Source organism: Allobrachymonas chironomi DSM 19884 (assembly GCF_000374625.1).
Taxonomy (GTDB): Bacteria; Pseudomonadota; Gammaproteobacteria; order Burkholderiales; family Burkholderiaceae_C; genus Brachymonas; species Brachymonas chironomi.
The window spans coordinates 53,323-79,501 of the sequence record NZ_KB894766.1 but is presented as its reverse complement, the minus strand read 5'-3'; the positions used below and the strand labels follow the sequence as shown (position 1 = coordinate 79,501).

General features: G+C 63.9%; 27 protein-coding genes, 3 tRNA genes and 1 pseudogene. 15 read left to right on the top strand and 16 right to left on the bottom strand.

The window, feature by feature from the left end:
• Positions 1-152: 152 nt before the first annotated feature.
• The 3 genes from tldD to rodA all read right to left on the bottom strand — a co-directional run bounded on the left by tldD (position 153) and on the right by rodA (position 3,404).
• Positions 153-1,643 (bottom strand): metalloprotease TldD, encoded by a 1,491-nt coding sequence (gene tldD / locus C513_RS0102925; protein ID WP_026320485.1) that lies wholly within the window; start codon positions 1,641-1,643, stop codon positions 153-155.
• A gap of 123 nt (positions 1,644-1,766) precedes the next feature.
• On the bottom strand, positions 1,767-2,108 hold the full coding sequence (locus C513_RS0102920) for a YegP family protein (RefSeq protein ID WP_018714534.1): 342 nt from the start codon (positions 2,106-2,108) through the stop codon (positions 1,767-1,769).
• Positions 2,109-2,249: 141 nt separating this feature from the next.
• Positions 2,250-3,404: a rod shape-determining protein RodA gene (gene rodA, locus C513_RS0102915; RefSeq protein ID WP_018714533.1), complete on the bottom strand. Its 1,155-nt coding sequence runs from the start codon at positions 3,402-3,404 to the stop codon at positions 2,250-2,252.
• 128 nt (positions 3,405-3,532) lie between these two features.
• On the opposite strand from rodA, the gene C513_RS0102910 reads away from it, so the two are divergent.
• Together C513_RS0102910 and C513_RS0102905 are read left to right on the top strand one after the other, a co-directional pair.
• Positions 3,533-4,312 carry an enoyl-CoA hydratase gene (locus tag C513_RS0102910; protein WP_018714532.1) on the top strand — a complete coding sequence of 260 codons (780 nt, stop codon included), beginning with the start codon at positions 3,533-3,535 and terminating at the stop codon, positions 4,310-4,312.
• A gap of 67 nt (positions 4,313-4,379) precedes the next feature.
• A tRNA-Met gene (locus C513_RS0102905) sits at positions 4,380-4,456 on the top strand.
• Positions 4,457-4,985: 529 nt separating this feature from the next.
• Here the strand turns inward: C513_RS0102905 and C513_RS0102900 are convergent.
• Positions 4,986-5,180, bottom strand: a complete 195-nt coding sequence (locus tag C513_RS0102900) for a LuxR C-terminal-related transcriptional regulator (protein ID WP_018714531.1) — start codon at positions 5,178-5,180, stop codon at positions 4,986-4,988.
• On the opposite strand from C513_RS0102900, the pseudogene C513_RS0102895 reads away from it, so the two are divergent.
• Positions 5,140-5,430 (top strand): annotated as a pseudogene (locus tag C513_RS0102895) (hypothetical protein); the annotation flags it as partial. The gene C513_RS0102900 and the pseudogene C513_RS0102895 sit on opposite strands and share 41 nt — an antisense overlap.
• 21 nt (positions 5,431-5,451) lie before the next feature.
• On the opposite strand, the gene C513_RS12555 reads toward C513_RS0102895, so the two are convergent.
• Positions 5,452-6,399, bottom strand: coding sequence for an acyl-CoA thioesterase (locus C513_RS12555; protein ID WP_018714529.1), 948 nt, complete (start codon positions 6,397-6,399; stop codon positions 5,452-5,454).
• A 142-nt stretch (positions 6,400-6,541) separates the two neighbouring features.
• Here C513_RS12555 and miaB point away from each other — a divergent pair, with 142 nt between their 5' ends.
• The 7 genes from miaB to C513_RS0102855 all read left to right on the top strand — a co-directional run bounded on the left by miaB (position 6,542) and on the right by C513_RS0102855 (position 12,348).
• Positions 6,542-7,894: a tRNA (N6-isopentenyl adenosine(37)-C2)-methylthiotransferase MiaB gene (gene miaB, locus C513_RS0102885; protein WP_018714528.1), complete on the top strand. Its 1,353-nt coding sequence runs from the start codon at positions 6,542-6,544 to the stop codon at positions 7,892-7,894.
• 105 nt (positions 7,895-7,999) lie between these two features.
• Positions 8,000-8,869, top strand: coding sequence for an ABC transporter ATP-binding protein (locus tag C513_RS0102880; RefSeq protein ID WP_018714527.1), 870 nt, complete (start codon positions 8,000-8,002; stop codon positions 8,867-8,869).
• The gene (gene mlaE, locus C513_RS0102875; RefSeq protein ID WP_018714526.1) at positions 8,866-9,645 is read left to right on the top strand and encodes a lipid asymmetry maintenance ABC transporter permease subunit MlaE; all 780 of its coding nucleotides are present in this window, start codon (positions 8,866-8,868) and stop codon (positions 9,643-9,645) included. Before C513_RS0102880 ends, mlaE begins: the two co-directional genes overlap by 4 nt.
• Positions 9,646-9,675: 30 nt before the next feature.
• A complete protein-coding gene (gene mlaD, locus C513_RS0102870) occupies positions 9,676-10,218 on the top strand; it encodes an outer membrane lipid asymmetry maintenance protein MlaD (RefSeq protein WP_018714525.1) in 543 nt (180 codons plus the stop codon).
• Positions 10,215-11,213 (top strand): MlaA family lipoprotein, encoded by a 999-nt coding sequence (locus C513_RS12550; RefSeq protein ID WP_018714524.1) that lies wholly within the window; start codon positions 10,215-10,217, stop codon positions 11,211-11,213. Before mlaD ends, C513_RS12550 begins: the two co-directional genes overlap by 4 nt.
• A gap of 186 nt (positions 11,214-11,399) precedes the next feature.
• Positions 11,400-12,044, top strand: a complete 645-nt coding sequence (locus C513_RS0102860) for an MlaC/ttg2D family ABC transporter substrate-binding protein (protein ID WP_018714523.1) — start codon at positions 11,400-11,402, stop codon at positions 12,042-12,044.
• A gap of 25 nt (positions 12,045-12,069) precedes the next feature.
• Entirely contained in the window at positions 12,070-12,348 is a 279-nt protein-coding gene (locus tag C513_RS0102855; protein ID WP_026320483.1) for an STAS domain-containing protein, read from the top strand.
• Between the two features lie 95 nt (positions 12,349-12,443).
• Here C513_RS0102855 and C513_RS14565 read toward each other — a convergent pair whose 3' ends face one another.
• The 4 genes from C513_RS14565 to C513_RS0102835 form a co-directional block, all read right to left on the bottom strand.
• Positions 12,444-12,884, bottom strand: a complete 441-nt coding sequence (locus C513_RS14565) for a hypothetical protein (protein WP_018714521.1) — start codon at positions 12,882-12,884, stop codon at positions 12,444-12,446.
• A 219-nt stretch (positions 12,885-13,103) separates the two neighbouring features.
• Positions 13,104-13,796, bottom strand: coding sequence for a hypothetical protein (locus C513_RS0102845; protein WP_018714520.1), 693 nt, complete (start codon positions 13,794-13,796; stop codon positions 13,104-13,106).
• 2 nt (positions 13,797-13,798) lie between these two features.
• Complete coding sequence (locus tag C513_RS0102840) at positions 13,799-14,224, bottom strand: CoA-binding protein (protein ID WP_018714519.1); 426 nt, start codon at positions 14,222-14,224, stop codon at positions 13,799-13,801.
• Between the two features lie 27 nt (positions 14,225-14,251).
• The gene (locus C513_RS0102835; protein WP_018714518.1) at positions 14,252-16,456 is read right to left on the bottom strand and encodes a protein-disulfide reductase DsbD family protein; all 2,205 of its coding nucleotides are present in this window, start codon (positions 16,454-16,456) and stop codon (positions 14,252-14,254) included.
• 134 nt (positions 16,457-16,590) lie between these two features.
• Between C513_RS0102835 and C513_RS0102830 the strand changes: the two genes are divergently transcribed.
• Positions 16,591-17,418, top strand: a complete 828-nt coding sequence (locus C513_RS0102830) for a creatininase family protein (RefSeq protein WP_018714517.1) — start codon at positions 16,591-16,593, stop codon at positions 17,416-17,418.
• On the opposite strand, the gene C513_RS0102825 is transcribed toward C513_RS0102830, so the two are convergent.
• Positions 17,407-18,600, bottom strand: coding sequence for an aminotransferase-like domain-containing protein (locus C513_RS0102825; RefSeq protein ID WP_018714516.1), 1,194 nt, complete (start codon positions 18,598-18,600; stop codon positions 17,407-17,409). The genes C513_RS0102830 and C513_RS0102825 overlap by 12 nt on opposite strands.
• Before the next feature lie 469 nt (positions 18,601-19,069).
• On the opposite strand from C513_RS0102825, the gene C513_RS0102820 reads away from it, so the two are divergent.
• A complete protein-coding gene (locus C513_RS0102820) occupies positions 19,070-19,378 on the top strand; it encodes a DUF4258 domain-containing protein (protein ID WP_156816021.1) in 309 nt (102 codons plus the stop codon).
• A gap of 2 nt (positions 19,379-19,380) precedes the next feature.
• A complete protein-coding gene (locus C513_RS0102815) occupies positions 19,381-19,842 on the top strand; it encodes a helix-turn-helix domain-containing protein (RefSeq protein WP_018714514.1) in 462 nt (153 codons plus the stop codon).
• A 97-nt stretch (positions 19,843-19,939) separates the two neighbouring features.
• Here the strand turns inward: C513_RS0102815 and C513_RS14230 are convergent, their stop codons facing one another.
• The 5 genes from C513_RS14230 to C513_RS0102790 form a co-directional block, all read right to left on the bottom strand.
• A complete protein-coding gene (locus tag C513_RS14230) occupies positions 19,940-20,104 on the bottom strand; it encodes a hypothetical protein (RefSeq protein WP_018714513.1) in 165 nt (54 codons plus the stop codon).
• 93 nt (positions 20,105-20,197) lie between these two features.
• Positions 20,198-20,273: transfer RNA gene (locus C513_RS0102805), tRNA-Thr, on the bottom strand.
• Between the two features lie 63 nt (positions 20,274-20,336).
• A complete protein-coding gene (locus C513_RS0102800) occupies positions 20,337-21,932 on the bottom strand; it encodes a phospholipase D-like domain-containing protein (RefSeq protein ID WP_018714512.1) in 1,596 nt (531 codons plus the stop codon).
• 16 nt (positions 21,933-21,948) lie between these two features.
• Positions 21,949-23,829 (bottom strand): ATP-binding cassette domain-containing protein, encoded by a 1,881-nt coding sequence (locus C513_RS0102795; RefSeq protein WP_018714511.1) that lies wholly within the window; start codon positions 23,827-23,829, stop codon positions 21,949-21,951.
• Positions 23,830-24,009: 180 nt separating this feature from the next.
• Positions 24,010-24,096, bottom strand: a tRNA-Leu gene (locus tag C513_RS0102790).
• Between the two features lie 165 nt (positions 24,097-24,261).
• Between C513_RS0102790 and cysM the strand changes: the two genes are divergently transcribed.
• A complete protein-coding gene (gene cysM / locus C513_RS0102785) occupies positions 24,262-25,164 on the top strand; it encodes a cysteine synthase CysM (protein ID WP_018714510.1) in 903 nt (300 codons plus the stop codon).
• A complete protein-coding gene (locus C513_RS0102780) occupies positions 25,161-25,412 on the top strand; it encodes a sulfurtransferase TusA family protein (RefSeq protein WP_425386759.1) in 252 nt (83 codons plus the stop codon). Before cysM ends, C513_RS0102780 begins: the two co-directional genes overlap by 4 nt.
• A gap of 290 nt (positions 25,413-25,702) precedes the next feature.
• On the opposite strand, the gene C513_RS0102775 is transcribed toward C513_RS0102780, so the two are convergent.
• Entirely contained in the window at positions 25,703-26,155 is a 453-nt protein-coding gene (locus C513_RS0102775) for an OsmC family protein (RefSeq protein WP_026320482.1), read from the bottom strand.
• Positions 26,156-26,179: the final 24 nt, after the last annotated feature.

Below are 26,179 nucleotides of genomic sequence, written 5' to 3'. Positions count from 1 at the left end.
CAGGTGTGCTCAAGCTTCTCGTCCGCCAAAGACTGAGAACCAAAAGCCAAAATAGAAAGCGCGTGAAACTTGCATGGAGCTGACTATACCATGACCCTATTCCCGCATGTCAAGGTCGGAAATGCAATTTCCGGCCTGACATGTGGATTCGGTCACGCCGTGCCGCCAACCGTCAGACCGTTGATGCGCATGGTCGGCTGGCCAACGCCAACCGGCACGCTCTGGCCTTCCTTGCCGCAGGTGCCGACACCGCTGTCCAGCCGCATGTCGTTGCCGATCATGCTGACGCGGGTCAGGGCGTCCGGGCCGTTGCCGATCAGCGTGGCCCCCTTGACCGGATACTGCAGCTTGCCGTCTTCCACCCACCAGGCCTGGCTGGCCGAGAACACGAACTTGCCGCTGGTGATATCCACCTGGCCGCCGCCGAAGTTGGTTGCATACAGGCCGCGCTTGAGGCTGCCGATAATGGCTTCGGGCTCTTCCTGACCGTCCAGCATGTAGGTATTGGTCATGCGCGGCATTGGCAGATGGGCGTAGCTTTCGCGGCGGCCGTTGCCGGTGGATTTGCCGCCCATCAGGCGTGCGTTCATGCGGTCCTGCAGGTAGCCCTTGAGAATGCCGTCCTCGATCAGCACGGTCTGGCGCGTGGCGTGGCCTTCGTCATCCACGTTCAGGCTGCCGCGGCGGTCGGGCAGGGTGCCATCGTCCAGCACCGTCACGCCCTTGGCTGCCACGCGCTCGCCGATGCGGCCGGCAAAGGCGCTGCTGCCCTTGCGGTTGAAGTCGCCTTCCAGGCCGTGGCCGACGGCTTCGTGGATCAGCACGCCGGGCCAGCCGGAGCCGAGCACCACGTCCATCTGGCCGGCCGGGGCCGGGCGCGCTTCCAGGTTGGTCAGCGCGGCACCCACGGCTTCATCCACGTACTGCTGCAGCAGGACATCATCGAAATAGTCCATGCCCAGACGGCCACCGCCGCCGGCCGAACCGACTTCGCGGCGCACCGTACCGCCAATCTTCTGCTCCACGATCACCGTCAGGCTCAGCCGGATCAGCGGGCGGACATCGGCGGCCAGCTTGCCGTCGGCACGTGCCACCAGGACCACGTCGTATTCGCCGGCCAGACCGGCCATCACCTGCTTGACGCGCGCATCCTTGGCGCGTGCCATGCCCTCGATGCGCTCCAGCAGCTGGATCTTGGCGCTGCTGTCCAGCGTCAGGATCGGATTCTCGGGCGTGTAGAGGCGGCGGCTCCTGGACAGCTTGCCGATCTTGCTCGCCGGGGCAACCTTGATGCGGCCGTTCTGGCCGGCCGAACCGATGGTGCGCACGGTGCGTGCGGCATCTTTCAGCGAGGCCAGGGAAATGTCATCGGAATAGGCAAAAGCGGTTTTTTCGCCCGCCACGGCACGCACACCGACACCCTGGTCGATGCTGAAACTGCCGGTCTTGACGATGCCTTCTTCCAGACTCCAGCCTTCGCTGCAGGTGTACTGGAAATACAGGTCGGCATCATCGACGCCGCGCGAGCGCATGCTGGCCAGCACCTTGTGCAGCTGTGCCGGGCTCAGATCAAAGGGAGCCAGCAGCAGTGATTCGGCAATCTCCAGGGGCTGGCGGGTGTTCTTGGATGTAGGCGCGGGCATGGCCGCAGACTGGACGCTGGTCAGGTTCATGGGCGGATTGTAGGCGCAGATGCACCACCGCTCCAGCAGTGTGGAGCGGATATCCGACGCCAGCCGGGGGGATGGCGTGCGGGGCCGGGCGAATCAGTCCGCGACGGTCAGGTCGTTGACGCTGGCATCGGGGGCGTGCTTCATCACCGATTCGATGCCGTTGTCGCGCGAGGCTTCACTCTTGTACATCTGGCTTTGCCCGATGATCTGGTGGTTGGCGGCCTTGAGCACGAAGTAGGGCGAACCATCCTTGCCTTCCAGACGCTGGAAGCGCGCGGCATCGGCCGCATTCTTCTGCACCGAGGCGATGCCCTTGCTGGCGCTGGCACGGGTTTCGTACATCTCGCTGCTCAGGATGGCCTGGCCGTTGCTGGCCTTGAGCGTGAAGAAGAACTTGCCGTTGCTGGATTTTTTCAGATCGAACTGGCCTGCCATGTGCGTCTCCTGTGGGAAGGTGCAGACACCTGTGTCCGGCCCCTGCCAGACAGGTCTGCGCGCCTATGGTAAGACGAAAAAATCGGCAGTGGAACAGGTACTTGCGTGCATATGTCACGCAAGCTGGCAGACAAGTGCGGTTCAGCTGTGGAAGGTGCGCCGGTCACGCGCAATCGAGAACAGGATGCCGAGTGACAGCCCCAGCGTGACCATGGCGGTACCGCCATAGCTGATGAAGGGCAGCGGCACGCCCACCACCGGCAGAATGCCGCTGACCATGCCCATATTGACAAAGCTGTAGGTGAAGAACATCACGCCGATGGAGCCGGCCATCAGCCGGCCAAAGCGCGTGCTGGCCTGGGCGGCGATGATGAAGATGCGCGCCACCAGGAAGATGAAGGCCAGCAGCAGCACGATGTTGCCGAGAAAGCCGAACTCCTCCGAATAGGCGGCAAAGATGAAGTCGGTGGTGCGCTCCGGAATGAATTCCAGATGGGTTTGCGTGCCCTGCATGAAACCCTTGCCCCAGACGCCGCCGGAGCCGATGGCGATCATGCCCTGCAGGATGTGGAAGCCCTTGCCGAGCGGGTCGCGCGTCGGGTCGAGCAGGGTGCAGACGCGCTGGCGCTGGTATTCGTGCAGCACATGCCAGTCGACCCCGGGCTGGCACAGGGCATCGCCATTCCAGACCAGCAGGGTGATGGCGATGGCGCCCAGCATGATGGGCGGCAGTACCAGTTTCCAGCTCAGGCCGGCAAAGAAGATCACCGAGGCGCCGGTCATCAGCACCAGCAGGGCGGTGCCCAGGTCAGGCTGTTTCATGATCAGGCCGACCGGCAGCAGCAGCAGGCCGAAGGCGATCACGTAATCCATGGTCTGCGGTGTGCCTTCGCGGCGCTGGAACCACCAGGCCAGCATCATCGGCGCAGCAATCTTGAGCAGCTCGCTGGGCTGGATCACGATGCCGATATTGATCCAGCGCGTGGCGCCCTTCTTGGTAATGCCGAACAGCAGCACCGCGACCAGCAGCACCGCGCCCAGGGTGTAGAGCGGCAGCGCCAGCTGCTGCAGCCGCTGTTGCGGCACCATGGCCACGGTCAGGATGATGCCCCAGGCCAGCAGCATGTTGCGGCCGTGGTCGACAAAGCGCGTGCCATGGTCGAAACCGGAGGAGTACATGGCCGTCAGGCCGATGCCCATCAGCAGCAGAATGGCCAGCGCAAGCCAGCCGTCAAAGCCCTTGAACAGGGACAGGGCGGTACGCCAGAAAGGGGGCTTGTCGATGACAGCAGACATGGCGCAAGATTATCCCAGCTATTGTGGCCGTCTGCCGCGTGCGCAACTGACGTATACGTCACCGTTGTCGTTTATAGTGCAGGTGGAATCATCGATATCCCCCCATGATCTAGAGGAGAGACACCCCCATGAGCTATACCTGCATTGAAACCCGCGTGGAAGGCGAGAAGGTCGGCATTGTCACGCTGAACCGCCCCAAGGCCCTGAACGCCCTGAACGACACCCTGATGGACGAGCTGGGCGCGGCGCTGAAGGCGTTTGACGCTGACGACAAGATCGGCTGTATCGTCGTGACCGGCAGCGAAAAGGCGTTTGCCGCAGGTGCCGACATCGGTGCCATGGCTTCCTACAACTTTGCCGATGCCTACGGCGGTGACTACATCACCCGCAACTGGGAAGGCATCCGCACCATCCGCAAGCCGGTGATTGCTGCCGTGAGTGGCTACGCCCTGGGTGGCGGCTGTGAGCTGGCCATGATGTGCGACTTCATCATCGCTGCCGACAATGCCAAGTTCGGCCAGCCGGAAATCAAGCTGGGCGTGATTCCCGGTGCCGGCGGTACGCAGCGCCTCCCGCGCGCCGTGGGCAAGAGCAAGGCCATGGACATGTGCCTGACCGCGCGCATGATGAACGCCGAGGAAGCCGAGCGCGCCAGCCTGGTGAGCCGCGTGGTGCCGCTGGACAAGCTGATGGAAGAAACCCTGGGTGCCGCCCTGCTGATCGCCAGCATGCCACGCCTGACCGTGTACGCTGCCAAGGAAGCCGTGAACCGCGCCTTTGAAGGCTCGCTGAACGACGGCGTGTGGTTCGAGCGTCGCCTGTTCCACAGCCTGTTTGCCACCAACGACCAGAAGGAAGGCATGGCCGCCTTCGTCGAGAAGCGTCCGGCGAACTTCACCAACAACTGATTTTTTTTGGGTCGGCAGCACATTTTTGTGACACGCCGGCCAAAATACTGCTACAATGTCGATCTTCGGCGCTTTAGCTCAGTCGGTTAGAGCGATGGAATCATAATCCACAGGTCCGCGGTTCGAATCCGTGAAGCGCCACCAGACATGTCAAGGGTTTAGCTGCTCAGGCGGCTAAACCCTTTTTGTTTGCCCCTCGCCATGCGGGGCAGCTGCCGTCCCGGGCCAGGGGCGGCATGTCGCGGGCCCGAGTGCCCTGCACACCGGAGGCCTGCGGCTTCCTGTTCCGGGTGTGCGTCTGGCCTGTGCAGGCCTTGTTGCCTGTATGCCGATCTGTGGGACAGCCCTGATGCTGTCGTGTCCGCCCGCCTGGCCTGCGCCGGACACCCCGCCATTCCCGTTTCCATGACGCACCCGCTACTGCGGGCAGGGCGCAGCCTTGCCTGCTTCCATAACGATAACCAGGAGATATATCCATGATGCCCATGATGCATACACATGTCCAAGTGACTTCTACCAACCACTGCAGCCACCAGCAATGGCTGCGTGTCCAGGCCGTCACGGCCCGGCAGTGGGAATTGCCGGCGGCCGGGCGCTGCCATGATGCTGATCCGTGCAGCGCGCGCGGCGTGTCGCCACGACGACAGGCAGAGCTCGCCTGACGGGCGCGCATTCAATCCAGCCCGCGCGGATCCGCCTGCAGGATCAGCCGCGCCAGTTCGGCGGCGCTGCTCAGGCCGGTTTTTTCCATCACGTGCTGGCGGTGGATATGCACGGTTTTTTCGCTGATGTCGAGTTCGCGCGCGACCAGCTTGTTGGGCAGGCCGCGCGCCACCAGCCCGGGCGGCAGCCTGGTCGGTGTGGCCATCGTGCGTGACGGTATCCGGCAAGGCGCGATTGCCATCGAGCATGGCTATGGTCACTGGGAACTGGGTGCGCGCGAGCACCATGTCGATGGCAAGCCCATGGCGACCAACCCGGAGCTGGCTACCGGCGTCTGCCTGAACACGCTGGGCTTTGCCGATGCCACCCGCAACGGCCACGTCAACACCTGGGTGGAGACGGTGTCGGGCGGCGTGGTGCGCCAGGGCCTGCCGGTGCGCGTGGAGCGCGCCTGAGTCAGGCGTGTTGCCTGAGCCTCATCCTGCCGTCTGCATTCCCGGCGGCAGAATGTCGCTACCCAGCGCCACCCAGCCGCGCTGCAGGCCTTCCTGCGCCAGCGAGGCCACCAGCGTGCCGTCCTGGGTGAAGATATTGCCCACGGTCAGGCCCCGGCCATGGCCGGTGGCCGGGCAACGCGCGTCCACCAGCAGCCACTGGTCGGCCCGCACGGCGTTGTGGAACCAGATGCCGTGGTTCAGGCTGGCCAGGAACAGGCCGGAGGTGAACTTGTTGTCCAAGTGCGGCGACAGGGCGGTAAACGGGAACCAGTAGTCCGACATGTAGCCGAGTGCGGCCAGATGCAGTTGCGGATCGTCCGGCAGCGTGTCACGGATGCGCACCCAGTAGCGGAACGAGTGCGTTTCCACGTGCTGCAACAGGAAATCCAGCCCGTCCAGCGGGCGCAGATCCACGATCGAGGCATGGCGCAGCGCGCCTTTCACGTGGCCTGGCACCAGGCCGCTTTCGTCGGTCAGCACCATGTCGCGCATGGTCGGCAGCGATTCGGGATCGGGCACGTTCTGCGGCATCCTGACCTGGTGCGTCGGGCCCAGCTCGCCGCGGTGGAAGGACACCGTGGCCACGATGATGCGGCGCTCATTCTGCCAGCCGGTCACCTGCTGCACCGAGAAGTTGCGGCCATGCATCAGCGACAGCACCTCGTAGCGCATCGGCGCGCCCGGGCGGCCCGGCATCAGGAAGCTCAGCTGCATCTGGTGCGCAATCAGGTCTTCCGGCAGATCCTGGCAGGCGGCCATCAGGGACTGGCCGATCAGCTGGCCGCCAAACAGCATGCCGTTGATGTTCACATCCGGAATCGCGTTGCTCAGCAGGCCGTCGGGATCGCGTTGCAGGCGCAGCAGTTCGCCCAGCACCTTGTGCTGGTGCGGCAGGAAAGTCGGGGTATCGGGGGAGGGGGAAGACATGAGGCGGGAATTACCAGAAACGTCACAGGGTGTATCCACATGGTAATGCGAAGTTTGGACCTTTGCAGGCCTCGCATTAAAATGCGCAGTTCCCTTATTTTCTCCCAGCCTCTGGATCAACACCACGAACCGCTGCAGCACCATGACCGATACCACCACCGCCCCCAAGAAAGTCTTTATCAAAACCTTTGGCTGCCAGATGAACGAGTACGACTCGGACAAGATGGCCGATGTGCTGGGCGCTGCCCAGGGTTACGAGAAGACCGACAACCCCGAAGAGGCCGACCTGATCCTGTTCAACACCTGCTCGGTGCGCGAAAAGGCGCAGGAAAAGGTGTTCAGTGACCTGGGCCGCGTCAAGCACCTGAAGGCCCGGGGCGTGAAGATTGGCGTGGGCGGCTGTGTCGCCAGCCAGGAAGGTGCCGAGATCATCAAGCGTGCGCCGTTCGTGGATGTGGTGTTCGGCCCGCAAACCCTGCACCGCCTGCCGGAGCTGCTCGACAGCAGCAACGCCCAGCACAAGCCGCAGGTCGACATCAGCTTTCCCGAAATCGAGAAGTTCGACCACCTGCCGCCGGCGCGTGTCGAGGGCGCATCGGCCTTTGTTTCCATCATGGAAGGCTGCAGCAAGTACTGCAGCTATTGCGTCGTGCCCTACACGCGCGGCGAGGAGTTCAGCCGCCCGTTCGAGGAAGTGCTGATCGAGGTGGCCGGCTTGGCCGAGCAGGGCGTGAAGGAAATCACCTTGCTGGGGCAGAACGTCAACGCCTACCGCGGCGCCATGGGCGACAGCGGCGAAATCGCCGACTTTGCCCTGCTGATCGAGTACGTGGCCGATATCCCCGGCATCGAGCGCATCCGCTACACCACCAGCCACCCGAACGAGTTCACCCAGCGCCTGATCGACGTGTACGCCAAGGTGCCGCAGCTGGTCAGCCACCTGCACCTGCCGGTGCAGCACGGCTCCGACCGCATCCTGATGGCGATGAAGCGCGGCTACACCGCCATGGAGTACAAGAGCATCATTCGCAAGCTGCGCGCCGTGCGTCCGGACATGTCCATGAGCAGCGACTTCATCGTCGGCTTCCCTGGCGAGACCGAAGAGGACTTCCAGAAGATGATGCGCCTGATCGGCGACGTTGGCTACGACACCTCCTTCAGCTTCATCTTCAGCCCGCGCCCCGGCACGCCGGCCGCCAACCTGCATGATGACACCCCGCACGAAGTCAAGCTCAAGCGCCTGCAGCACCTGCAGGCCACCATCGAGCAGAACGTGCGCGCCATCAGTGCCAGCCGTGTCGGCACCGTGCAGCGCATCCTGGTCGAAGGCCCCTCGCGCAAGAACCCCGAAGAGCTGATGGGCCGCACCGCCTGCAACCGCATCGTCAACTTTGCCGCCGGGCCCGGCCGCGACCGTCTGCTCGGCCAGATGATCGATGTGCGCATCACCGAGGCGCTGCCGCACTCGCTGCGAGGCGAGGTGCTGGTGGGCTGAGTCAGCCGTCAGCCGACTGTGAATCACGTCCGGAAATGGACCATTGGCGCAACAGGTCAAGTCATGACGTGAACTGCCAATCGGTAAAACCACTAGAATCGTCCGATGCAAGAAACTTCGCAACTTTCCCCGCAGGCGGGAACGGAGTCGGCTGCGCCGTCCACGGCGCTGGTCGCGCTGCGGCATGTGCATTTCGGCTATGACGGCGGGCGCAAGATCCTGGATGACGTGTCGCTCGAGGTGCCACGCGGCAAGGTCACGGCCATCATGGGGGCATCCGGTGGTGGCAAGACCACGGTGCTGCGCCTGATTGGCGGCCAGCAGCGTGCCCAGCAGGGCCAGGTGCTGCTCGGCGGCCAGGATGTCGGCCAGTTGTCGCAACAGGAGTTGTACGCGCTGCGCCGCCGCATGGGCATGCTGTTCCAGTTTGGTGCCCTGTTCACCGACATGAGCGTGTTCGACAACGTGGCCTTCCCGCTGCGCGAACACGCCCGCCTGTCCGAATCCATGATCCGCGACATCGTGCTGATGAAGCTGCATGCCGTCGGCCTGCGTGGTGCGCGTGACCTGATGCCGAGCGAGATTTCCGGCGGCATGGCGCGGCGTGTCGCGCTGGCACGCGCCATTGCGCTCGATCCCGAACTGGTCATGTACGACGAGCCCTTCGCCGGCCTGGACCCGATCTCGCTGGGGACCATCGCGCGCCTGATCCGCCGGCTGAACGACTCCATGGGCCTGACCAGCATCATCGTGTCGCATGATCTGGAAGAAACCTTCCACATTGCCGACCACCTGGTGATCCTGGCCAATGGCGGCATCGCTGCCCAGGGTACGCCGCAAGAGATCCGCAACAGCAGCGATCCGCTGGTACACCAGTTCGTGCACGCCGAGCCGGAAGGCCCGGTGCGTTTCCACTACCCCGGCCCCGATTTGGCGGCCGATCTGGGCCTGTCCGGCCGGAAGGAGCAGCCATGAGCCTGTTCAATCCTGCCGATATCGGCTTTGCCCTGCGCCAGCAACTGGTACGACTCGGCACCGGAGCGCGCCTGTTCGCGCGCCTGCTGCTTTCGCTCGATGCCTGGAAACGCCCCGGCCTGATTCGCGACCAGGTGTTCTTTCTGGGTAACTATTCGCTGTCCATCATCGCGGTGTCCGGCCTGTTCGTCGGCTTTGTGCTGGGGCTGCAGGGCTACTACATCCTCAAGAGCTTCGGCTCGGCGGAAACCGTTGGCCTGATGGTGGCGCTGAGCCTGCTGCGTGAACTCGGTCCGGTGGTGACCGGGCTGCTGTTTGCCGGCCGTGCCGGTACCTCGCTCACCGCCGAGATCGGCCTGATGAAGGCTGGCGAGCAGCTCGATGCCATGGAGATGATGGCGGTCAACCCGGTCAAGCGCATCCTGGCCCCGCGATTCTGGGGCGGCATCATCGCGATGCCGGTGCTGGCGCTGATTTTCAGTGCCGTCGGCATCATGGGCGGCTGGCTGGTGGCGGTGCCGCTGATCGGCCTCGATGCCGGTGCCTTCTGGGGCCAGATGCAGGCTGGCGTCGACATCTGGGATGACATCGCCAATGGCGTGATCAAGAGCGTGGTGTTCGGCGTGGCCGTGACCTTCATCGCGCTGCTCGAGGGCTACACCGCCCGCGCCACGCCCGAAGGGGTTTCCCGCGCCACCACGCGTACCGTGGTGGTCGCTTCGCTGACCGTGCTGGGGCTGGATTTCCTGCTCACGGCGATGATGTTCGGCGCGTAACTGGACAAGACAAGCAAAGGAAGCGTGCACATGCAACGTTCAAAAATCGATATCTGGGTAGGCCTGTTCGTGATGCTGGGGGCGGCGGCGCTGCTGTTTCTGGCGCTGCAGGCCGGTAATTTGCTGACGGTGGCTCCGCGTGATGCCTACCAGGTGCGCGCCGAGTTCCAGGACATTGGTGGCCTGAAGCCGCAGGCTGCGGTCAAGAGCTCCGGCGTGGTGGTTGGCCGGGTCAACCGCATCGAGTTCGACAACACGAGCTACCAGGCGGTTGCCGTGCTCGACATGGACCAGAAATACCACTTTCCCGATGACAGCATGCTGAAGATCATGACCAGCGGCCTGCTGGGCGACCAGTACATCGGCATCGAGGCCGGCTATTCCGACAAGCAGTGGGCGGATGGCGCGGTCATTGCCAACACCCAGTCGGCGGTGGTGCTGGAAAACCTGATCGGCCAGCTGATCAACAGCACGGCGCTGGATTCGGCCAAGGAAGATGCCGCCAAGGGCGGTGCCGAAGCCGATGGCAGCCTGCCGCCGGCCGAAGAACCTGCCTCCGGAGCCAGCCAATGAATACCCCCCGTACAACTCCTCCCGCGTCCGGCCGTCTGCTGTTGACGCTCAGCCTGTCGGCCACGGCCGTGCTGGCTGGTTGTGCCACCGGCCCCGATGCCCATCCGCGTGACCCGATGGAGCCGTGGAACCGCGGCGTCTACAAGTTCAACGATGCCGTGGATCGTGCCGTGTTGAAGCCGGCCGCCCAGGCCTATGACTTTGTCACGCCCACCCCGGTGCAGACCGGCGTGAACAACTTCTTCAACAACCTGTCGGATGCCTGGTCCACGGTCAACAGCCTGATGCAGTTCAAGGGTCAGGAGGCCATGAACAGCTTCTGGCGCTTCACCATCAACTCCACGTTCGGCCTGGGTGGCCTGCTGGACATTGCGACCGAAGCCCAGATCCCGCGCGTCAAGCAGGATTTCGGCCTGACATTGGCGCACTACGGCGTCCAGTCCGGCCCGTACGTGGTGCTGCCGCTGCTCGGCCCGTCCACCCTGCGCGATACGATTGCGCGTCCGGTGGATTCCTTTGGCAATCCGGTGGGCCACCTGGACGATGTGGGTGCACGCAATGCACTGCTCGGTCTGGATGTGGTCAGCACGCGTGACAAGTACATGGAAGTCAGCGATCTGCGCGACCAGATCGCGCTGGATCCCTATGTCTTCACGCGGGATGCCTACCTGCAGAACCGCGATTCCCGCGTCACCGGCGCTGATGCAGCTGGTGGGGAAGGGGGCGAGGATGATGGCTACCTGCCGCCGGTAGACGGCGATGAGGGTGCCGGTTATATCCCCCCGACAGATGACGGTGCGGACAGCGCCGCTGCGGCTGCGGCTGATAGCGTTGCTGCGGAAGCAGCCGTGCCAGTGGCGGCTGAAGCAACGGCCGCCTTGCCGACAGCTGGTGTCCGTACCGAACTGCTGCCTGTGGCCGCTGCTCCCGGCAGTGTCATCCGCATGACGGTGGAGCCGCTGCCGGCAGGTGCGCCGGTATCCGCGCAGCCCTGAGGCGTGGCGCAGGCGCAACAGGCGCGACCAGATGTGACAGGCAGGCGTATTCGGCTTGCAGCTTGTTGCATCTGTTCTGCCAGACAGACGGAACCTGCGGCACCATGACACATCCAAGACATACCTGAGCCATGGAGGGAGGGCGAATGCCCGGACCATGGTAGCAACGAACAAGGAGAATATTGCATGATGAATCGTCGTACCCTGAACAAGTCCCTGGGCGCAGTGGCGGGTGCCCTGCTGGCCGGTGGTGCCATGGTGCTGCCCACCAGCGTGCTGGCTGCCGACCTGGGTCCGCAGGCCATGGTCGAGAAGGTGGCTGGTGACATCCTGTCTGCCATCAAGGCTGACAAGTCGGTGCAGGGCGGTGATGTCAACCGCATCATGGCGCTGGTCGACAGCCGTGTCATGCCGCACGTGAACTTCGAGCGCATGATGGGTACCGCCGTGGGTCCGGCCTGGCGTCAGGCCACGCCTGCCCAGAAGAAGCAGGTGCAGGACGAATTCAAGAAGCTGCTGGTGCGCACCTACGCCGGTGCCTTCAAGATGGCCGGCAATCGTTCTCTGAAGGTGCTGCCGGTGCGTGCAGCCAGCAACGACGTGCTGGTGCGCAGCGAACTGCTGGGCGGCTCCAGCCCGGCCAAGATCGACTATCGCCTGGAGAAGGCCCCCAACAGCGCACTCGGCTGGCGTGTCTACAACATCGCCATTGAAGGCATCTGGCAGGTCAACTCCTACCAGCAGCAATTTGCTCCCATCGTGCGCTCCAGGGGGATTGACGGCCTGATCGCCTCCCTGCAGCAGCAGAACCGCGAACTGGCGCGCAAGTAAGATGGCGCAGCCGGATCAAGCCGCCATGCTGGTACTGCCCGCCGAAGTGACCATGGGCACGGCCCGTCAGGTGCAGCAGGACTTGCTGGCGCAGTGTCGCCAGCTGTCGGGCAGTGAGGTGGTGCGCGTGCACGCAGGAGGCCTGCAGCGCTTCGACTCCTCGGTGCTGGCCGTGCTGCTGGAGCTGGAGCGTACCACCGGCCGCCTGCAGCTGGAGCAGGTACCGCAGCGCCTCGAATCGCTGGCGCAGCTGTACGGCGTGGATGCGCTGCTGTGGCCGGATTCGGCAGTGGCAGCGGCCTGACGGTTCATGTCCTGACGGCTGGATGCGCAAGAAAAAGCGACCTGTGTTTCCACCAGGTCGCTTTTTTGTGGCCGTTTCGTCAGGCGGTGCCGTGTTTAGCTGGCGTCAGACTTGCCGCGCTTGCTGGCGGCCTTGGTCTTGGCTGGCTGCTTCTTGTCGGCAGCAGCTTCGGTCTTGGCGGGAGCCGCCACGGCTTCCGGCTTGCTGTCGGTCTTGTCGTCAGTGCTCTTGCCGTTCTTGGCCTTGGCGGGGGCGGCAGCGGACTCGCTGGCGGCAGCCGGTTTGCCCAAGTTGGCATCGGCAGCCTGACGCGAGGTGTCCAGCAGCTTGGACTTGCCGGCATAGTGGCGGTCCAGACGCCATTCTTCCAGGATCTGCAGGGCAATCTTGAAGTTGCTGTAGTCCAGCAGGTAGATGTCGGCAATCGGGAAGTCGGCTTCGGATTCGAGCGCCAGTACCAGACGGGACAGGGTGACGGCACTGGGATCAGACGGATTGGCTTTGATGAATTTTCGCGCTTCCTTGATGGCACGCATGGTTTTTTCCTTTTCCGGATAGTTGTGCTACCCGGGGTCATGTTGCAGATGCAAGAATTCTACCGGGGTGACCCGATTTGCGGCAGGGGCTGTCATGAATGTGTCATTTCACTTTCGCAGACATGATAATGCCCCGGCGTTGCACTGTGTTACAGGCATGCTAGGGCTTGAATATGACAGATTCGTGAATGTGTGCAAAACCTTGGAGGCTACGGGTTTTCACCCGGCATCGGTATAGGCGATGCGGATATGCGGTACCGCAACAACACCCGGCTGTTTGGCCAGAAAGTCACGCAGGAATTCCGTCAGTTTCTTCTCGCACAGGGCCATGACGGCCGGATCCGATGCCAGCCGTTCTCCTTGCGCCTGTGCCTGACGTGCCGCCTGGGCATAGAGATTGATCACGGCGGCTTTTTCATCGGTAAACAGGCCGCCTGACAGGATCTGGTAGCGCAGGTCGCGCACTGCCGGCGTGGCCACCAGGCGCGGCCGTTTTACCCGCACCTCGATGTCGGTGGAGGTGGGGCGGATATCGTATTGACCGGGTTGCAGGTCAAAGCCGAACGGGTATTCGGCGGTGTACCAGATGGCGACCGTGCCACTGGACGGGATGCCGAGGATGTTGCGCTCCAGCACCTGTGTCACACCTTCGGCGCGCACCATGGTGGCGGTGAGCAGCTTGACCTGGGCTTCCAGCGTCTGCTTGCTGACCGTCAGGTAGCTGGTGTAGCGCGAGTAGCCCAGCAGCTCTTTCTGTTGGCGCGTGATTTCCTGGGCCAGAATCTGCGCCTGCAGGGTACGCTGGTCCAGCTGGCGGTCCATCCACCACCAGCTCAGGCCGGCACCGGCCAGCAGCGCGAGCGCTACCGGCCCTGCCAGTAGCCAGCGCTTGCGACCGGTGCCGGTGCCCATGTTCAGGCCAGCAGGGCGTGTTCGATCTTGGTGCACTTGTCATGCACCACCTGCAGCCCGGCGTCGGCCGCCTTTTGCTCGGCCTCCGGGTGCGTGATGGCCAGTTGCAGCCACAGGGTCCTGGCACCGATGGCAATGGCCTGGTCGGCAACCGGCGGCACATCCTCGCTCTTGCGGAAGACATCGACCATGTCGATCGGGGCTTCGCCGGCAGCCTGCAGTGCCGCTGCCGCAGTGGGCAGATCGGCATGGACGGTTTCGCCCAGCACCTGCTGGCCGGCCAGCAGCGGGTTGACCGGCACGATGCGGTAGCCGTGCTTCTGCAGGTAATGCCCGACTTCGTGGCTGGCCCGGTTCGGTTTGTCGGACATGCCGACGATGGCGATGGTGCGGTTGCTTTCCAGGATCTGGCGGATGCGGTCGGACATGAGGTGGTCTCCTTGGTGCTTATGTGGTCATGACAAGGCAGATAAGGCCTGTTGCACGTTTTCCAAGCGCAGGATTTCGGTCAGGACCAGCGGTTGCCGCGGTTTGGCCGGGTCATGCAGCACATACACCGGCACGCCGTTGCGGCCCAGGGCATTCAGCGAGGCGGTGATGGCCGGATCGTTGCGGGTCCAGTCGGCACGCAGCAACAGCAGCTGCTTCTGCTGTGCCGCCTGCAGGAATTCCGGGCTGGACAGCACGGTCTGCTTGTTGAACTGGCAGGTGATGCACCAGGCGGCGGTGTAGTCCACGAACACCGGCTGGCCTGCCGCCAGCGCCTGCTGTACGCGCTGTTCCGACCAGGGCTGCCAGTTCGCATCGGCCGTTGTGCTGGTGCTGGCCACCGGTGTTGCCAGACGTGCGCCATGCTGCCAGCCGAGCCAGGCCAGCAACAGCGCAAAGATGGCCGCCAGCCACCAGCGGCTGCGGCCCGGCAGCGTCAGCGCCCAGATCAGCGCACTGCCGGCCAGCAGCAGCGCCAGCAGCGTGACGGCACCGTTGATGCCGCTTTGCTGCCCCAGCACCCAGACCAGCCAGAGCACTGTGGCCAGCATCGGGAAGGCCAGCAGCTGGCGAAAGGTCTGCATCCAGGCACCAGGGCGCGGCAGCCAGCGCAGCAGCGCGGGGAACAGGCACAGCAGCAGCACCGGCAACGCCAGGCCGAGGCCGAGCAGCAGGAACAGCAGCATCGCCTGCCAGGCCGGCAGGCTGATCGCCAGGCCCATGGAGGCCCCCATGAAGGGCGCGGTACAGGGTGAGGCGACGATCACCGCCAGTACGCCGGACAGCAGCGCATCCAGCACCGGATGGTGTTCCTTGTCGCTGCGGTACTGGCCGGAGGACCACAGGTTGCCAAACTCGAACAGGCCGGACAGATTGAGGGCAATCAGCGTGAAGAGCGCGGCCAGGCCGGCCACCATCCACGGATTCTGCAGCTGGAAGCCCCAGCCCAGCTGCTCGCCGGCAGCGCGCAGCGCCAGCAGCAGCACGCCCAGCAGCAGCACGCTGGCCAGCACGCCCAGCGTATAGGCGATACCGCTTGCGCGCAGCGCTGCCGGACTGTGGGCGTGACGCGCAAAACCCATCACCTTGATTGCCAGCACCGGGAAGACGCAAGGCATCAGGTTGAGCAGCAGGCCGCCCAGCAGCGCGCCGCCCAGGGCCAGCAGCAGTGAAACCGGAGCATTGCCGGAGTCTGGCGGCGCGTTGCCCGCCTGCAGTGCTGCCGTCAGCTCGGGGGACAGGCCGCTGACGGGCTGTGCCGCCGGCCAGCTGCCCTGCACCGGGGCGCTGGCCAGTATGCCTGCGGCATTGGGCAGATTGCGGATCACGCCGTGCGCATCGGCTCCGGCCTGCGGCACCAGCACCACGGACAGCGTTTCCGGGCTGGCCGTGCGATAGGACTGCAGCGGCACGCTCAGACTCCACTGGCCCTGGTTCCAGGCCTGCTCGCCGGCAGCGGCCGGCTGGGTGATGCCGTGATCTTCCGGATACAGGTTGAGCGCGCGACCCTGCCAGTCCGCCGGCAGCTGGCTGGCCTCGAAACGCAGCATGTTGTCCTGCACATGGGCCTGCACCCGGGCTTGCGGATGCGCTTGCGGTACCTGCTTCAGGGCCGCGTCGAACAGGGCGGCGTGGCTGGCGATCGATTGCCGGACCGGCAGCGTGATCTCGAACTGGCCGCTTTGCGGAATGCACTCGACGCGGCACACCAGCCAGGAGGCTTCCAGTTGCACGCGCAAGGCCTGTTGCGGTGTTTCGGACAGCGTCAGCGGCACCGGCAGCAGCACGCTGGCATCGTAGCCGTAGTTGGCCAGATGACCGATCGGGAACTTGCTTGGCATCGGCCACTGGATCTCACCGGCGCTGACCCCGGCAGGCAGGTTCCAGCTCAGCGTGGTGGCCTGGCCGCTGTCGCCGGGATTTTTCCAGTAGGTGTGCCAGTCGGGCTGGTGTGTCAGCTGCAGGCCGAGCCAGACCGGCTTGCCGGCGGCCACACCCTCGGGCGCATGGGCCAGCAGGCGCGCCTGGATCTGGTCGGTATGAACTTCGGTGTTGCCGCCGGGCAGCGGGGTCTGGGCCTGGCTGACGCCTGCCAGCAGGCCGGCAGCGGCCAGGCCGGTCGTGGCCAGCCGGCGCAGGCTGCGGGAAAAATCGGAAGAAAACAGGGGCATGGAATCTGGGTAGTCACAGCCGGTCCGGGGACAGGCCGGGTATCGGGCAAACCATTATCGCGTCTGGCATGCTGCGGCAGGCAACCGGCCGACAAAGGCCTGTGCAGCGATAGCGCTTTCGGTATCATGCAGGCATGCAAGTTCCCGCCATTTCCGCATTTCCCCGCTTCTGGGCCGATTGGGTCAGTGCCGATTTTGCCCGGCTCGACAAGGACCGCGCCATCGCCGTGTTGCCGGTAGCGGCGATTGAGCAGCATGGGCCGCATCTGCCGCTGTGCGTGGATACGGCGCTGGCCGACGGCATGCTGCAGGCCACGCTGCCCTGGCTGCCGCAGGACTTGCCGGCGCTGTTCCTGCCCACGCAGGCGATCGGCTACAGCCCGGAACACACGGCATTTGCCGGCACGCTCACGCTCAGGGCCGAGACCGTGATCCGGCTCTGGACCGAAATCGCCGAGTGCGTGCACGCCAGCGGTGTGCGCAAGCTGGTGCTGTTCAACACGCACGGCGGCAATGTCGGCCTGCTCGATGTGGTGGCGCGCGACCTGCGGGCGCGTCTTGGCATGCTGGTCTACAGCTGCAGCTGGTTCAACCTGCCGCTGGGTTCGGCCGGTGCCGCATTTGACGATCACGAGCACCGCTTCGGCATCCATGCCGGCGCGACCGAAACCAGCCTGATGCAGGCGCTGCACCCGGAGCTGGTGCGCAATGAGGCGATCCGCGATTTTGCCAGCAGCTCCGAATACCGCGCCGGGCATTTTCCGATTCTGGGCAATGGCCGCAGCGCCAAGCTGGCCTGGCAAATGCAGGACTACCACCCAGACGGCGCGGCTGGCAAGGCCACGCAGGCCAGCGCCGCCAAGGGGCAGGCGCTGCTGGAAGCGGTCGGCCAGGGCCTGGCCAGCCTGCTGCAGGAAATCGACCGGCTGCCGGCCGATACCCTGCGCGATTCAGCTGGCTGAGCGGCGCGTCTCCAGCGCCTCGTTCACGGTACGTGCCAGCTGGGCGATGCCCTGATCGATCTCTTCCATGCTGGCCGTGACAAAGCTCAGGCGCAGGGTGCGCACATCGGCACCGGTGTCGTAGAACGCCGCGCCGGGCACATAGGCCACGCCGTGCTGCACTGCCAGCGGCAGCATGTGCGTGCTGTCCAGGCCTTCGGGCAGGCGCAGCCACAGGAACATGCCACCGCGCGGCACGTTCCAGGTCACGCCTTCGGGCATGTGGCGACGCAGCGCGTCCAGCATCGCCTGGCACTGGTCACGATAGAGCTGGCGCGTGCGTTGCAGATGGCCGTCCAGAAAGCCGGGGCGGGCCAGCACTTCGTAGGCTAGGCGCTGGTTCAGCGTCGGACTGTGCAGGTCGGCAGCCTGTTTGGCTTGCAGCAGTTTGGGGTAGACATGCGCCGGAGCGACGATAAAACCCAGACGCAGGCCCGGTGCCAGCACCTTGGAGAACGAGCCCAGGTACAGGCTTTGTTCCGGCAGCAGGCTGCTGATGGGGGCAGGCGGCGGGTTGTCGAACCAGAGTTCGCCGTAGGGGTTGTCTTCCACCAGCGGCAGCCCGAGCGCGTGCAGCGAACTGGCCAGCTCCTCGCGGCGGCTGGTCGGCAGCGTCAGGCCGGTCGGGTTCTGGAAGGTCGGCAGCAGGTAGAGAAAGCGCGCGCCGTAGCGCAGTTGTTCGCGTTCCAGCGTGGCAATCTGCACGCCCTGGTCATCGTTGGGCAGGCCGATCACTTCCGGCTCGAATACGGAGAAAGCCTGCAGCGCGCCCAGATAGGTCGGGGTCTGCGTCATGACGCGGCTGCCCATGTCGAGCATGACCTTGCCGACCAGGTCCAGCGCCTGCTGGCTGCCGGTGGTGATCAGCACCTGATCCGGATGCACCGGCCAGGGCAGCGAGGCCGCCACCCATTCGCGCAACGGGGCGTAGCCTTCGCTGGAAGAGTACTGCAAGGCTGCACGCGGATGCTCGCTCATCACCTTGTCGAAGGCCTCGCGGAACTCCTGCACCGGAAACGCCTGGGGCGAGGGCAGCCCGCCAGCAAAGCTGATGATGTCCGGACGCTCCGTCACCTTGAGAATCTCGCGGATGATGGACGGCGTCATGGCGGCTGCGCGGTTGGCGAATTGCCAGCTCTTCATGGGGGCTCCTTGTGTTCCTGCTGCGGGGCGCTTGTTGCAATGATTGTAGGCTGCGCCGCGGGATCGTGACAGCCATCAGGATGTCACAAAGGCGAATAAGTGCGGGACGGGCGCCTGTTTTTCAGGCAACAAAAAGGCCAGCTCCTGGTGGGAAACTGGCCGACTGCCGGGATAGAGACAGTTAAATAAGTTATTGATTTTATTGATGATGGGTGCTGCATTTGTCATCTTCCAACAAATCTTGTCGCTGCCCCTATTTGTACCCTGTAGATGGTCTGCAACAGGTTGCCATGGCCGGGATAGCTACTTCCCGGCTGGGGCTGGCAGATCGTCGTCCATGCATTGCGCATGGACTGTCTGCATGTTTTCCAGTGTAGTGGAATGCCCAAAGAGGGCCAATGGGACGCCACGAAGATTGCCATGGTGTACCTTATCCGGTATGATCATCTATCAAAATGATAGGTAAAGAGTGGCCGATCCCAGCATCTCCCAACTTGAAAAGCACATCCGCAGGATGGCCGCAGATAGCGCCAATGTGGTGTTTACCGGCCATGCAGAAAAGCAGATGCGCAAGCGGCATGTGAACCGCTCCATGGCGTTTGACGTGCTACTGAGGGGGAAGATAGCCATCCAGCCAGAACCGGACATCAAGCACGCTGGGCTCAACTGCCGGATGGTTCGCTATGTGGCAGGCATGAACGTGGCGGTGGTGGTGAACGTGGAGTATCCCGCACCTGATTTGGTCATCGTGACCGTGATCGACATTACGAAGGAATAGCCATGATGCAGTACAAGGACGGCGGCCTGCGCAATGTGTGGCTTGCCAATGGATACGAAGTGCGTCAGACGCGCTTTGGCGAAGCTGTGGCCATTCACGATCAGGAGGGACTGACCAAAGCCGTCTGTCTGGCGCTCACCCGCAAGCACAGTCATCTGACAGGCGTGGAATTCCGCTTTGTGCGCAGTGCGGGCATGCTGGCTTCACAAGCTGCGCTTGGCCATCATCTGGGGGTTGATGCACAAAGTGTTGCCCGATGGGAAAAAAGCGGCAAGGTGCCCCGCTGGGCGGACAAGTTGGTGCGTCTGCTCTATGCGGCTCATGCCGATGGGAATGTGCCGATTCGCCGCGCCATGGAGCGTACCAATCAAGTCGAACGGCTGGCAAACCAGAAGATCATCATCCAGGAATCAAATAAAGGCTGGGAAAGCACCATTGAAGATTGCGACGAATTGCCTGCCTGAGTGCTCAATGTCGATTGGCAAGGATCGTCCTGATCCCGCCTGCGCCATGTGCACCTTGTGTCGCCTGTTTTAACAATGGTCAGGGTACAAACCGATTTCAGGCCGTGCGCCTGGGCAGTGAGATGCTCTTGTCCCTGGTGCAGTTGTCCACGTAGTTGCCCCACCAGTTCATGAGCTTCACCCGCTGCTTCTGGTGCGCCAGCTGGGCATTGATGTGGTCGGTATGGAAGTCCGCTTCATGCAGAATGGTGCTGGTGTTCATGTGGCTTACCGGACCACTTTGGACAAAAAAAGGCCACTTCCTAGTGGGAAGTGGCCTTTTTGCGGTCATTGTTGGATATCAAAAACCGTTGCCTGGTGCCGACTGCCGGGATCGAACTGGCGACCTACGCGTTACGAGTGCGTTGCTCTACCAACTGAGCTAAGTCGGCGTACTGCACTTGCCGTGCAGTGAAGCCATCATTCTAGCGCATTCGACATGCTTTTCGCAGGGTTCAGAGCAGTTCGTCGGGTGCCAAAGGGGAAATAATCCACAGAATGGAGCGCAAAAGTACGCTGGAGTCGGGATCCTGGAATTGGTCGGGTCCGCTGCCGGGGGGCTGCATCTGCCACAGCAGGCTGCCATCGGGCTGCTGCAGCACTTTCCAGGTGCCGTTGTCGAGCAGCGGCTGCATGCGCTGGATGATCTGTTCCGACAGCGCACGGCTGCGGATGATCAGGGCCACCTCGGTGTTCTGCAGCTTGGAGCGCAGGTCCAGGTTCATGGAGCCGATGCTCAGGATGCGGCCATCAACGATCACCAGCTTGGAGTGCAGGCTGGCACGGCTGGGCGAACCGGAGGAGCCGAAGGCCGAGCGCACCGAGCTTTCCTGCAGGGCTTTCATCTCGTAGAGTTGCACGCCCAGCTGCAGCAGGCGTTTGCGGTAGCGTGCATAGCCGATATGCGCAAAGGCCGCATCGGTGGACGACAGCGAATTGGTCAGTACCACGATCTCCACGCCACGCTGGCGCAGTTCGGCAAAGCGCTCCATCATCTTGTCGCCGGGCACGAAATAGGGTGACACAATCACGACCCGTTGGCGTGCCTGCTGCATCATGTCCAGCAGGCCCTCGACCACGGTCGGGCTGTCGTTGCTGCTCTCGTCTTCCGGGTCCAGCTTGGCCGGGCTGTCGCTCAGCAGTACGCTGGGTGCCCAGATCCAGTTCTGCGCGGCCAGATTCATGGGGGCCGGGAAATGGCGCGCAGCCGGTTCCGGCGTCAACGGGCCGACGCCGTGGTTGTCCGGTACCGGATCAGCGTCGGAGGCTGGCGTCAGGGCGGCAATCTCCTTCTTGCTCAACAGCGTTTCCACCGGGTAGGCCAGCGGATTGTTCCAGTACTTGTCGAAACTGGCCGACATGGCGCGTACCTGCCGGCCGGTGGCTATCACGTCGAGGTCGATGAAATTGCTGCGATCCCCCTGGCCGAAATAGACATCGCCCAGATTGCGGCCGCCGGTGATGCCGAAGGCATTGTCGGCCAGGAACAGCTTGTTGTGCATGCGGTGCTGCATGCGCTTGAAATCGTGCAGCGAACTGAGGATGCGCAGAAAGCCGTTGCTGCGCGGACCGCGGATCGGGTTGAACAGGCGGATTTCCACGCCGGGCACGAAGACCAGCTGCAGCACCCGGGCATCCGGGCCCTGGGTGTTGAAGTCGTCCAGCAGGATGCGCACCCGCACGCCGCGTTCGGCAGCATCGCGTACAGCCGCCAGCAATTCGCGCGTCGAGGCATCGGCATGGATGGCGTAATACTGCAGGTCCAGCGTGCGTTCGGCCTGCCGGGTCAGCGCAAGCCGGGCGGCAAAGGCGGTATCGGCACTGCCGAGCAGGCGGAAGCCGGTGTCCTGTCGGCTACCGGACTGCTGGCGCAACTGGCTGGCGAGCCGTCCCAGCGTGGTGGCCTGGCTGATCGGCAGGGCATGGGAGGGCGACTGCTGGTCATTGGCCGGCAGCGAGCCACAACCGCCCAGTGCCAGCAACAGGCCGAGCAGCAGCGCCAGCAGCCAGCGCGGCTGGCGTGATGTCCGGAGGTGCGGGCGCGGCGGCATGGCTGTGCTCCGTGTATCAGCCGATCTCGCCGAGGATTTCCCAGCGCTCCAGCGCGGTCATCAGGGCGTCCTCGATTTCGGTATCCCGTGCCTGCAGCGCCAGCGCGCGTTCCAGATTGCTGCTGTAGAGCGTGCCATCGGCCAGTTCGGCCTGGATCGTGGCTTGCTCGGATTCCAGCGATTCGATCAGCGCCGGCAGGGCGTCGAGCTCGCGCTGCTCCTTGTAGCTGAGCTTGCGCTTGCCGCCGCGCGGTGCGGCAGGGGCAGCCGCTTCGGTGGTGGCCGGCTTCGGGGCCGTTTTGGCTTCGGGGGGACGGTTCAGTTCGGCCGCGCGCTGGGATTGCGTCAGCCAGTCCTGCACGCTGCCTTCGTATTCGCGCCAGCGGCCATCGCCCTCGCTGACGATGGTGCTGGTGACCACGTTGTCCAGGAATTCGCGGTCGTGGCTGACCAGGAACACCGTGCCCTCGTAACTCTGCAGCAGCTCTTCCAGCAGCTCCAGCGTATCGATATCGAGGTCGTTGGTCGGCTCGTCCAGCACCAGCACGTTGGCCGGGCGCGCAAACAGGCGTGCCAGCAGCAGGCGGTTGCGTTCGCCGCCGGACAGGCTGCGCACCGGCGAGGCGGCGCGCGCCGGACTGAACAGGAAATCGCCCAGATAGCTTTTGACGTGCTGCTTGCGGCTGCCGATCTCGATCCATTCGCTGCCGGGGCTGATGAAATCTTCCAGCGTGGCATCCAGGTCGATGCTGGCGCGCATCTGGTCAAAGTAGGCGACCTGCAGATTGGCCCCCTGGCGCACGCTGCCGGTGTCCGGCGCGATCTCGCCCAGGATCAGCTTCAGCAGCGTGGTCTTGCCGGCACCATTGGCACCGATCAGGCCGACCTTGTCGCCGCGCAGGATGGTGGCGCTGAAATCACGCACGATGACGCGATCGCCATAGGACTTGCCGACCTGCTTCAGCTCGGCCACGATCTTGCCGCTGGGCATGCCGCTGTCCACGTCCAGCCGCACGCGGCCCACGGCCTCGCGTCGCTGGGCCCGCGCATCGCGCAGCTGGTGCAGGCGGGACACGCGGCTCTGGCTGCGCGTGCGGCGCGCTTCCACTCCCTTGCGGATCCAGACTTCTTCCTGTGCCAGCAGCTTGTCGGCACGGGCGTTGATCACGGCTTCCTGCGCCAGCTGCTCTTCCTTGAGCAACTGGTACTGGGCGAAGTTGCCGGGGTAGCTGGTCAAGTGGCCGCGATCCAGCTCGATGATGCGGGTACAGACGGCATCGAGAAAGGCGCGGTCGTGGCTGATGGTGACTACGCTGCCGCGGAAATTCTTCAGCAGATCTTCCAGCCAGAGGATGGAATCCATGTCCAGGTGGTTGGTCGGCTCGTCCAGCAGCAGCACGTCGGGACGTGTCACCAGCGCCTGCGCCAGCGCCACGCGCTTGCGCGTACCGCCGGAAAGATCGCCCACGGTGGCGGCACCGTCGAGGCGCAGGCGTTGCAGGGTTTCTTCCACACGCTGCTCCCAGGTCCAGCCGTCCAGCGCCTCGATGCGGCCCTGCAGCTGGTCCAGCGTGTGGGTGTCGGTGGTTTGCAGATAGCGTTCGCGCAGCTCCAGCACTTCGGCCAGGCCGGCGCTGACCGCTTCGAACACCGTGTGCTGCGGATCCAGCAGCGGCTCCTGCGCCACGTACACCACGCGCACGCCCTGTTGCAGCTGCAGCTGGCCATCATCGGCCTGCTCCAGCCCGCCCAGAATGCGCAGCAGCGAGGACTTGCCGGCACCGTTGCGGCCAATCAGACCGACACGCTCACCGGGTTCCAGGGAAAAATCTGCGCCATCGAGCAGGGCCACATGGCCGAAAGCCAGATGCGCGTTCAACAGGGTAATCAAAGCCATGGCGGAATTATGCGGCCTGTGGCCGACAGACGGTAGAAGGACTTCCACCCACAGCCGTGCCACCCGGCAGCTGGGCAGGGGAATACAACGGGGTGGGAGAGGGGGCATGGAGCGCGGCAAGTGCCGGCGCAGGACATGCAGGGAGGTGGTGCCGCTGTGCCTGGATGCAGGCCTTGCGTTTGGTGCCCCGGGTCGGACTCGAACCGACAAGCTATCGCTAGCGGGGGATTTTGAATCCCCTGTGTCTACCAATTCCACCACCGGGGCCTGGAAAGCTCTCCATTGTGCCATAGGTGTGCGCCAGCTTCCAGGGAAATTGCGTTGGCAGTCCGGCTTGCGCCAGTGGGTGCGGTAGACCTATCCGGCGTGCGGTTCCGGGGACGGAAGTAGAATCGGAAGCAGTAATTGATACCTCTTATCAGGCCAACTCCCATGACCTATCCCACCATTGAGCAGTTCATCGGCGCTACCCCGCTGGTGGCGCTGCAGCGCATCAACGCACAAGAGAATGCCGCCCGCGGCAACGTTATTCTGGGCAAGCTGGAGGGCAATAACCCGGCCGGCTCGGTCAAGGACCGCGCAGCGCTGTCCATGATCCTGCAGGCCGAGGCGCGTGGCGAGATCCGCCCCGGCGATACCCTGATCGAGGCGACTAGCGGCAATACCGGCATCGCGCTGGCGATGGTGGCAGCCATCCGTGGCTACCGCATGCTGTTGATCATGCCCGAGGACCTGAGCATCGAGCGTGCGCAAAGCATGCGCGCCTACGGTGCCGAGCTGATTCTCACGCCCAAGAGCGGTGGCATGGAATACGCGCGCGATCTGGCGCTGCAAATGCAGGCCGACGGCAAAGGCAGGGTGCTGGACCAGTTCGGCAACCACGACAACCCGCTGATGCACTACCAGACTACCGGCCCGGAAATCTGGCGTGATACTGCTGGCCGCGTCACGCACTTTGTCAGCGCCATGGGCACCACCGGCACCATCACCGGCGTCGGGCGCTACCTGAAGGAGCAGAATCCGGAGGTGCGCATCATCGGTGCGCAGCCGGCAGAAGGCTCGCGCATTCCCGGCATCCGCAAGTGGCCGGAAGAATACATGCCCGGCATCTACGATGCCAGCCTGGTGGACGAGCAGATCGCCGTGACCCAGGCCGATGCCGAGGACATGTGCCGCCAGCTGGCGCGTGAAGAGGGCATTTTTGCCGGCATCTCCGCCGCCGGTGCGCTGTGGGTGGCGCAGCAGGTGGCTGCCACCGTGCGTGATGCCACCATCGTGTTCGTGGTCTGTGACCGCGGCGACCGCTATCTTTCTACCGGGGTGTTCCCGGCCTGAGCCTGATCATGACGACCGACATTCCCTTTGACGCCGAACTCGACGCCAGCGGCCTGACCTGTCCGCTGCCCATTCTCAAGACCAAGAAGGCGCTGAACGCGCTAGCCAGCGGGCAGGTGCTCAAGGTGGTCACCACCGATCCCGGCGCGCCGCGCGATTTCCAGGCCTTTGCCGTGCAGACTGGCAACGCGCTGCTTGGACAGCAGGAAGCGGATGCCGGCTGCACCCATTACCTGAAGCGCCGCTGAGGCCGCACGCCGCTGCCCACTGCCGCGGGGCGAAAAAAAACCCCAAGTCCGGGGACTTGGGGTGAATCCACCTGATAAGAGGGTGGAGGAGACAACTATTGCATGAAACTGAATATGCAACGCACTCGAGTGTAGCCACAATTGCAGTTTTGTGCACGGGCGTTCGTTAAAAGTTTGCTGCATCGCGTCAAAATTCACGATATCCCGCTGATATTTGTCTGCAAAAGACAACGATGGCACCTGCTTTTCCGTAAGAAAGACATGGTTTTCACGGATGTGTCATGAAAAATTCATGAGTTGTCGTCCAGTGTCAGTCCGGTCGTGATAGTGGCGGTCTTGCCCAGCATCTGGCTGGCAGAACAGTACTTGTCGTGGCTCATGGCCACCGCGCGTTCGGCGGCGCTGGCCGGGATGCCCTTGCCGCGAATCGTGAACTGCATGTGGATGCGCGTGAACACCTTGGGGTCGGTGTCGGCGCGCTCGGCCTCGATGGCCACGCTGCAGCCTTCCACCTGGTGGCGGCCACGCTTGAGGATCAGCACCACATCGTAGGCGGCACAGCCGCCCAGGCCGCTCAGCAGCAGCTCCATCGGGCGCGGGGCCAGATTGCGGCCGCCATTCTCCGGCTTGGCAGCATCGGGCGCGCCATCCATCATCACCATGTGGCCACTGCCGGTTTCGGCCACAAAGCCCATGCCCGAACGGGTATCCAGACCGCCGGTCCAGCTTACGGTACATTCCATCGTCTTGCCTCCCCTGGGTAAATC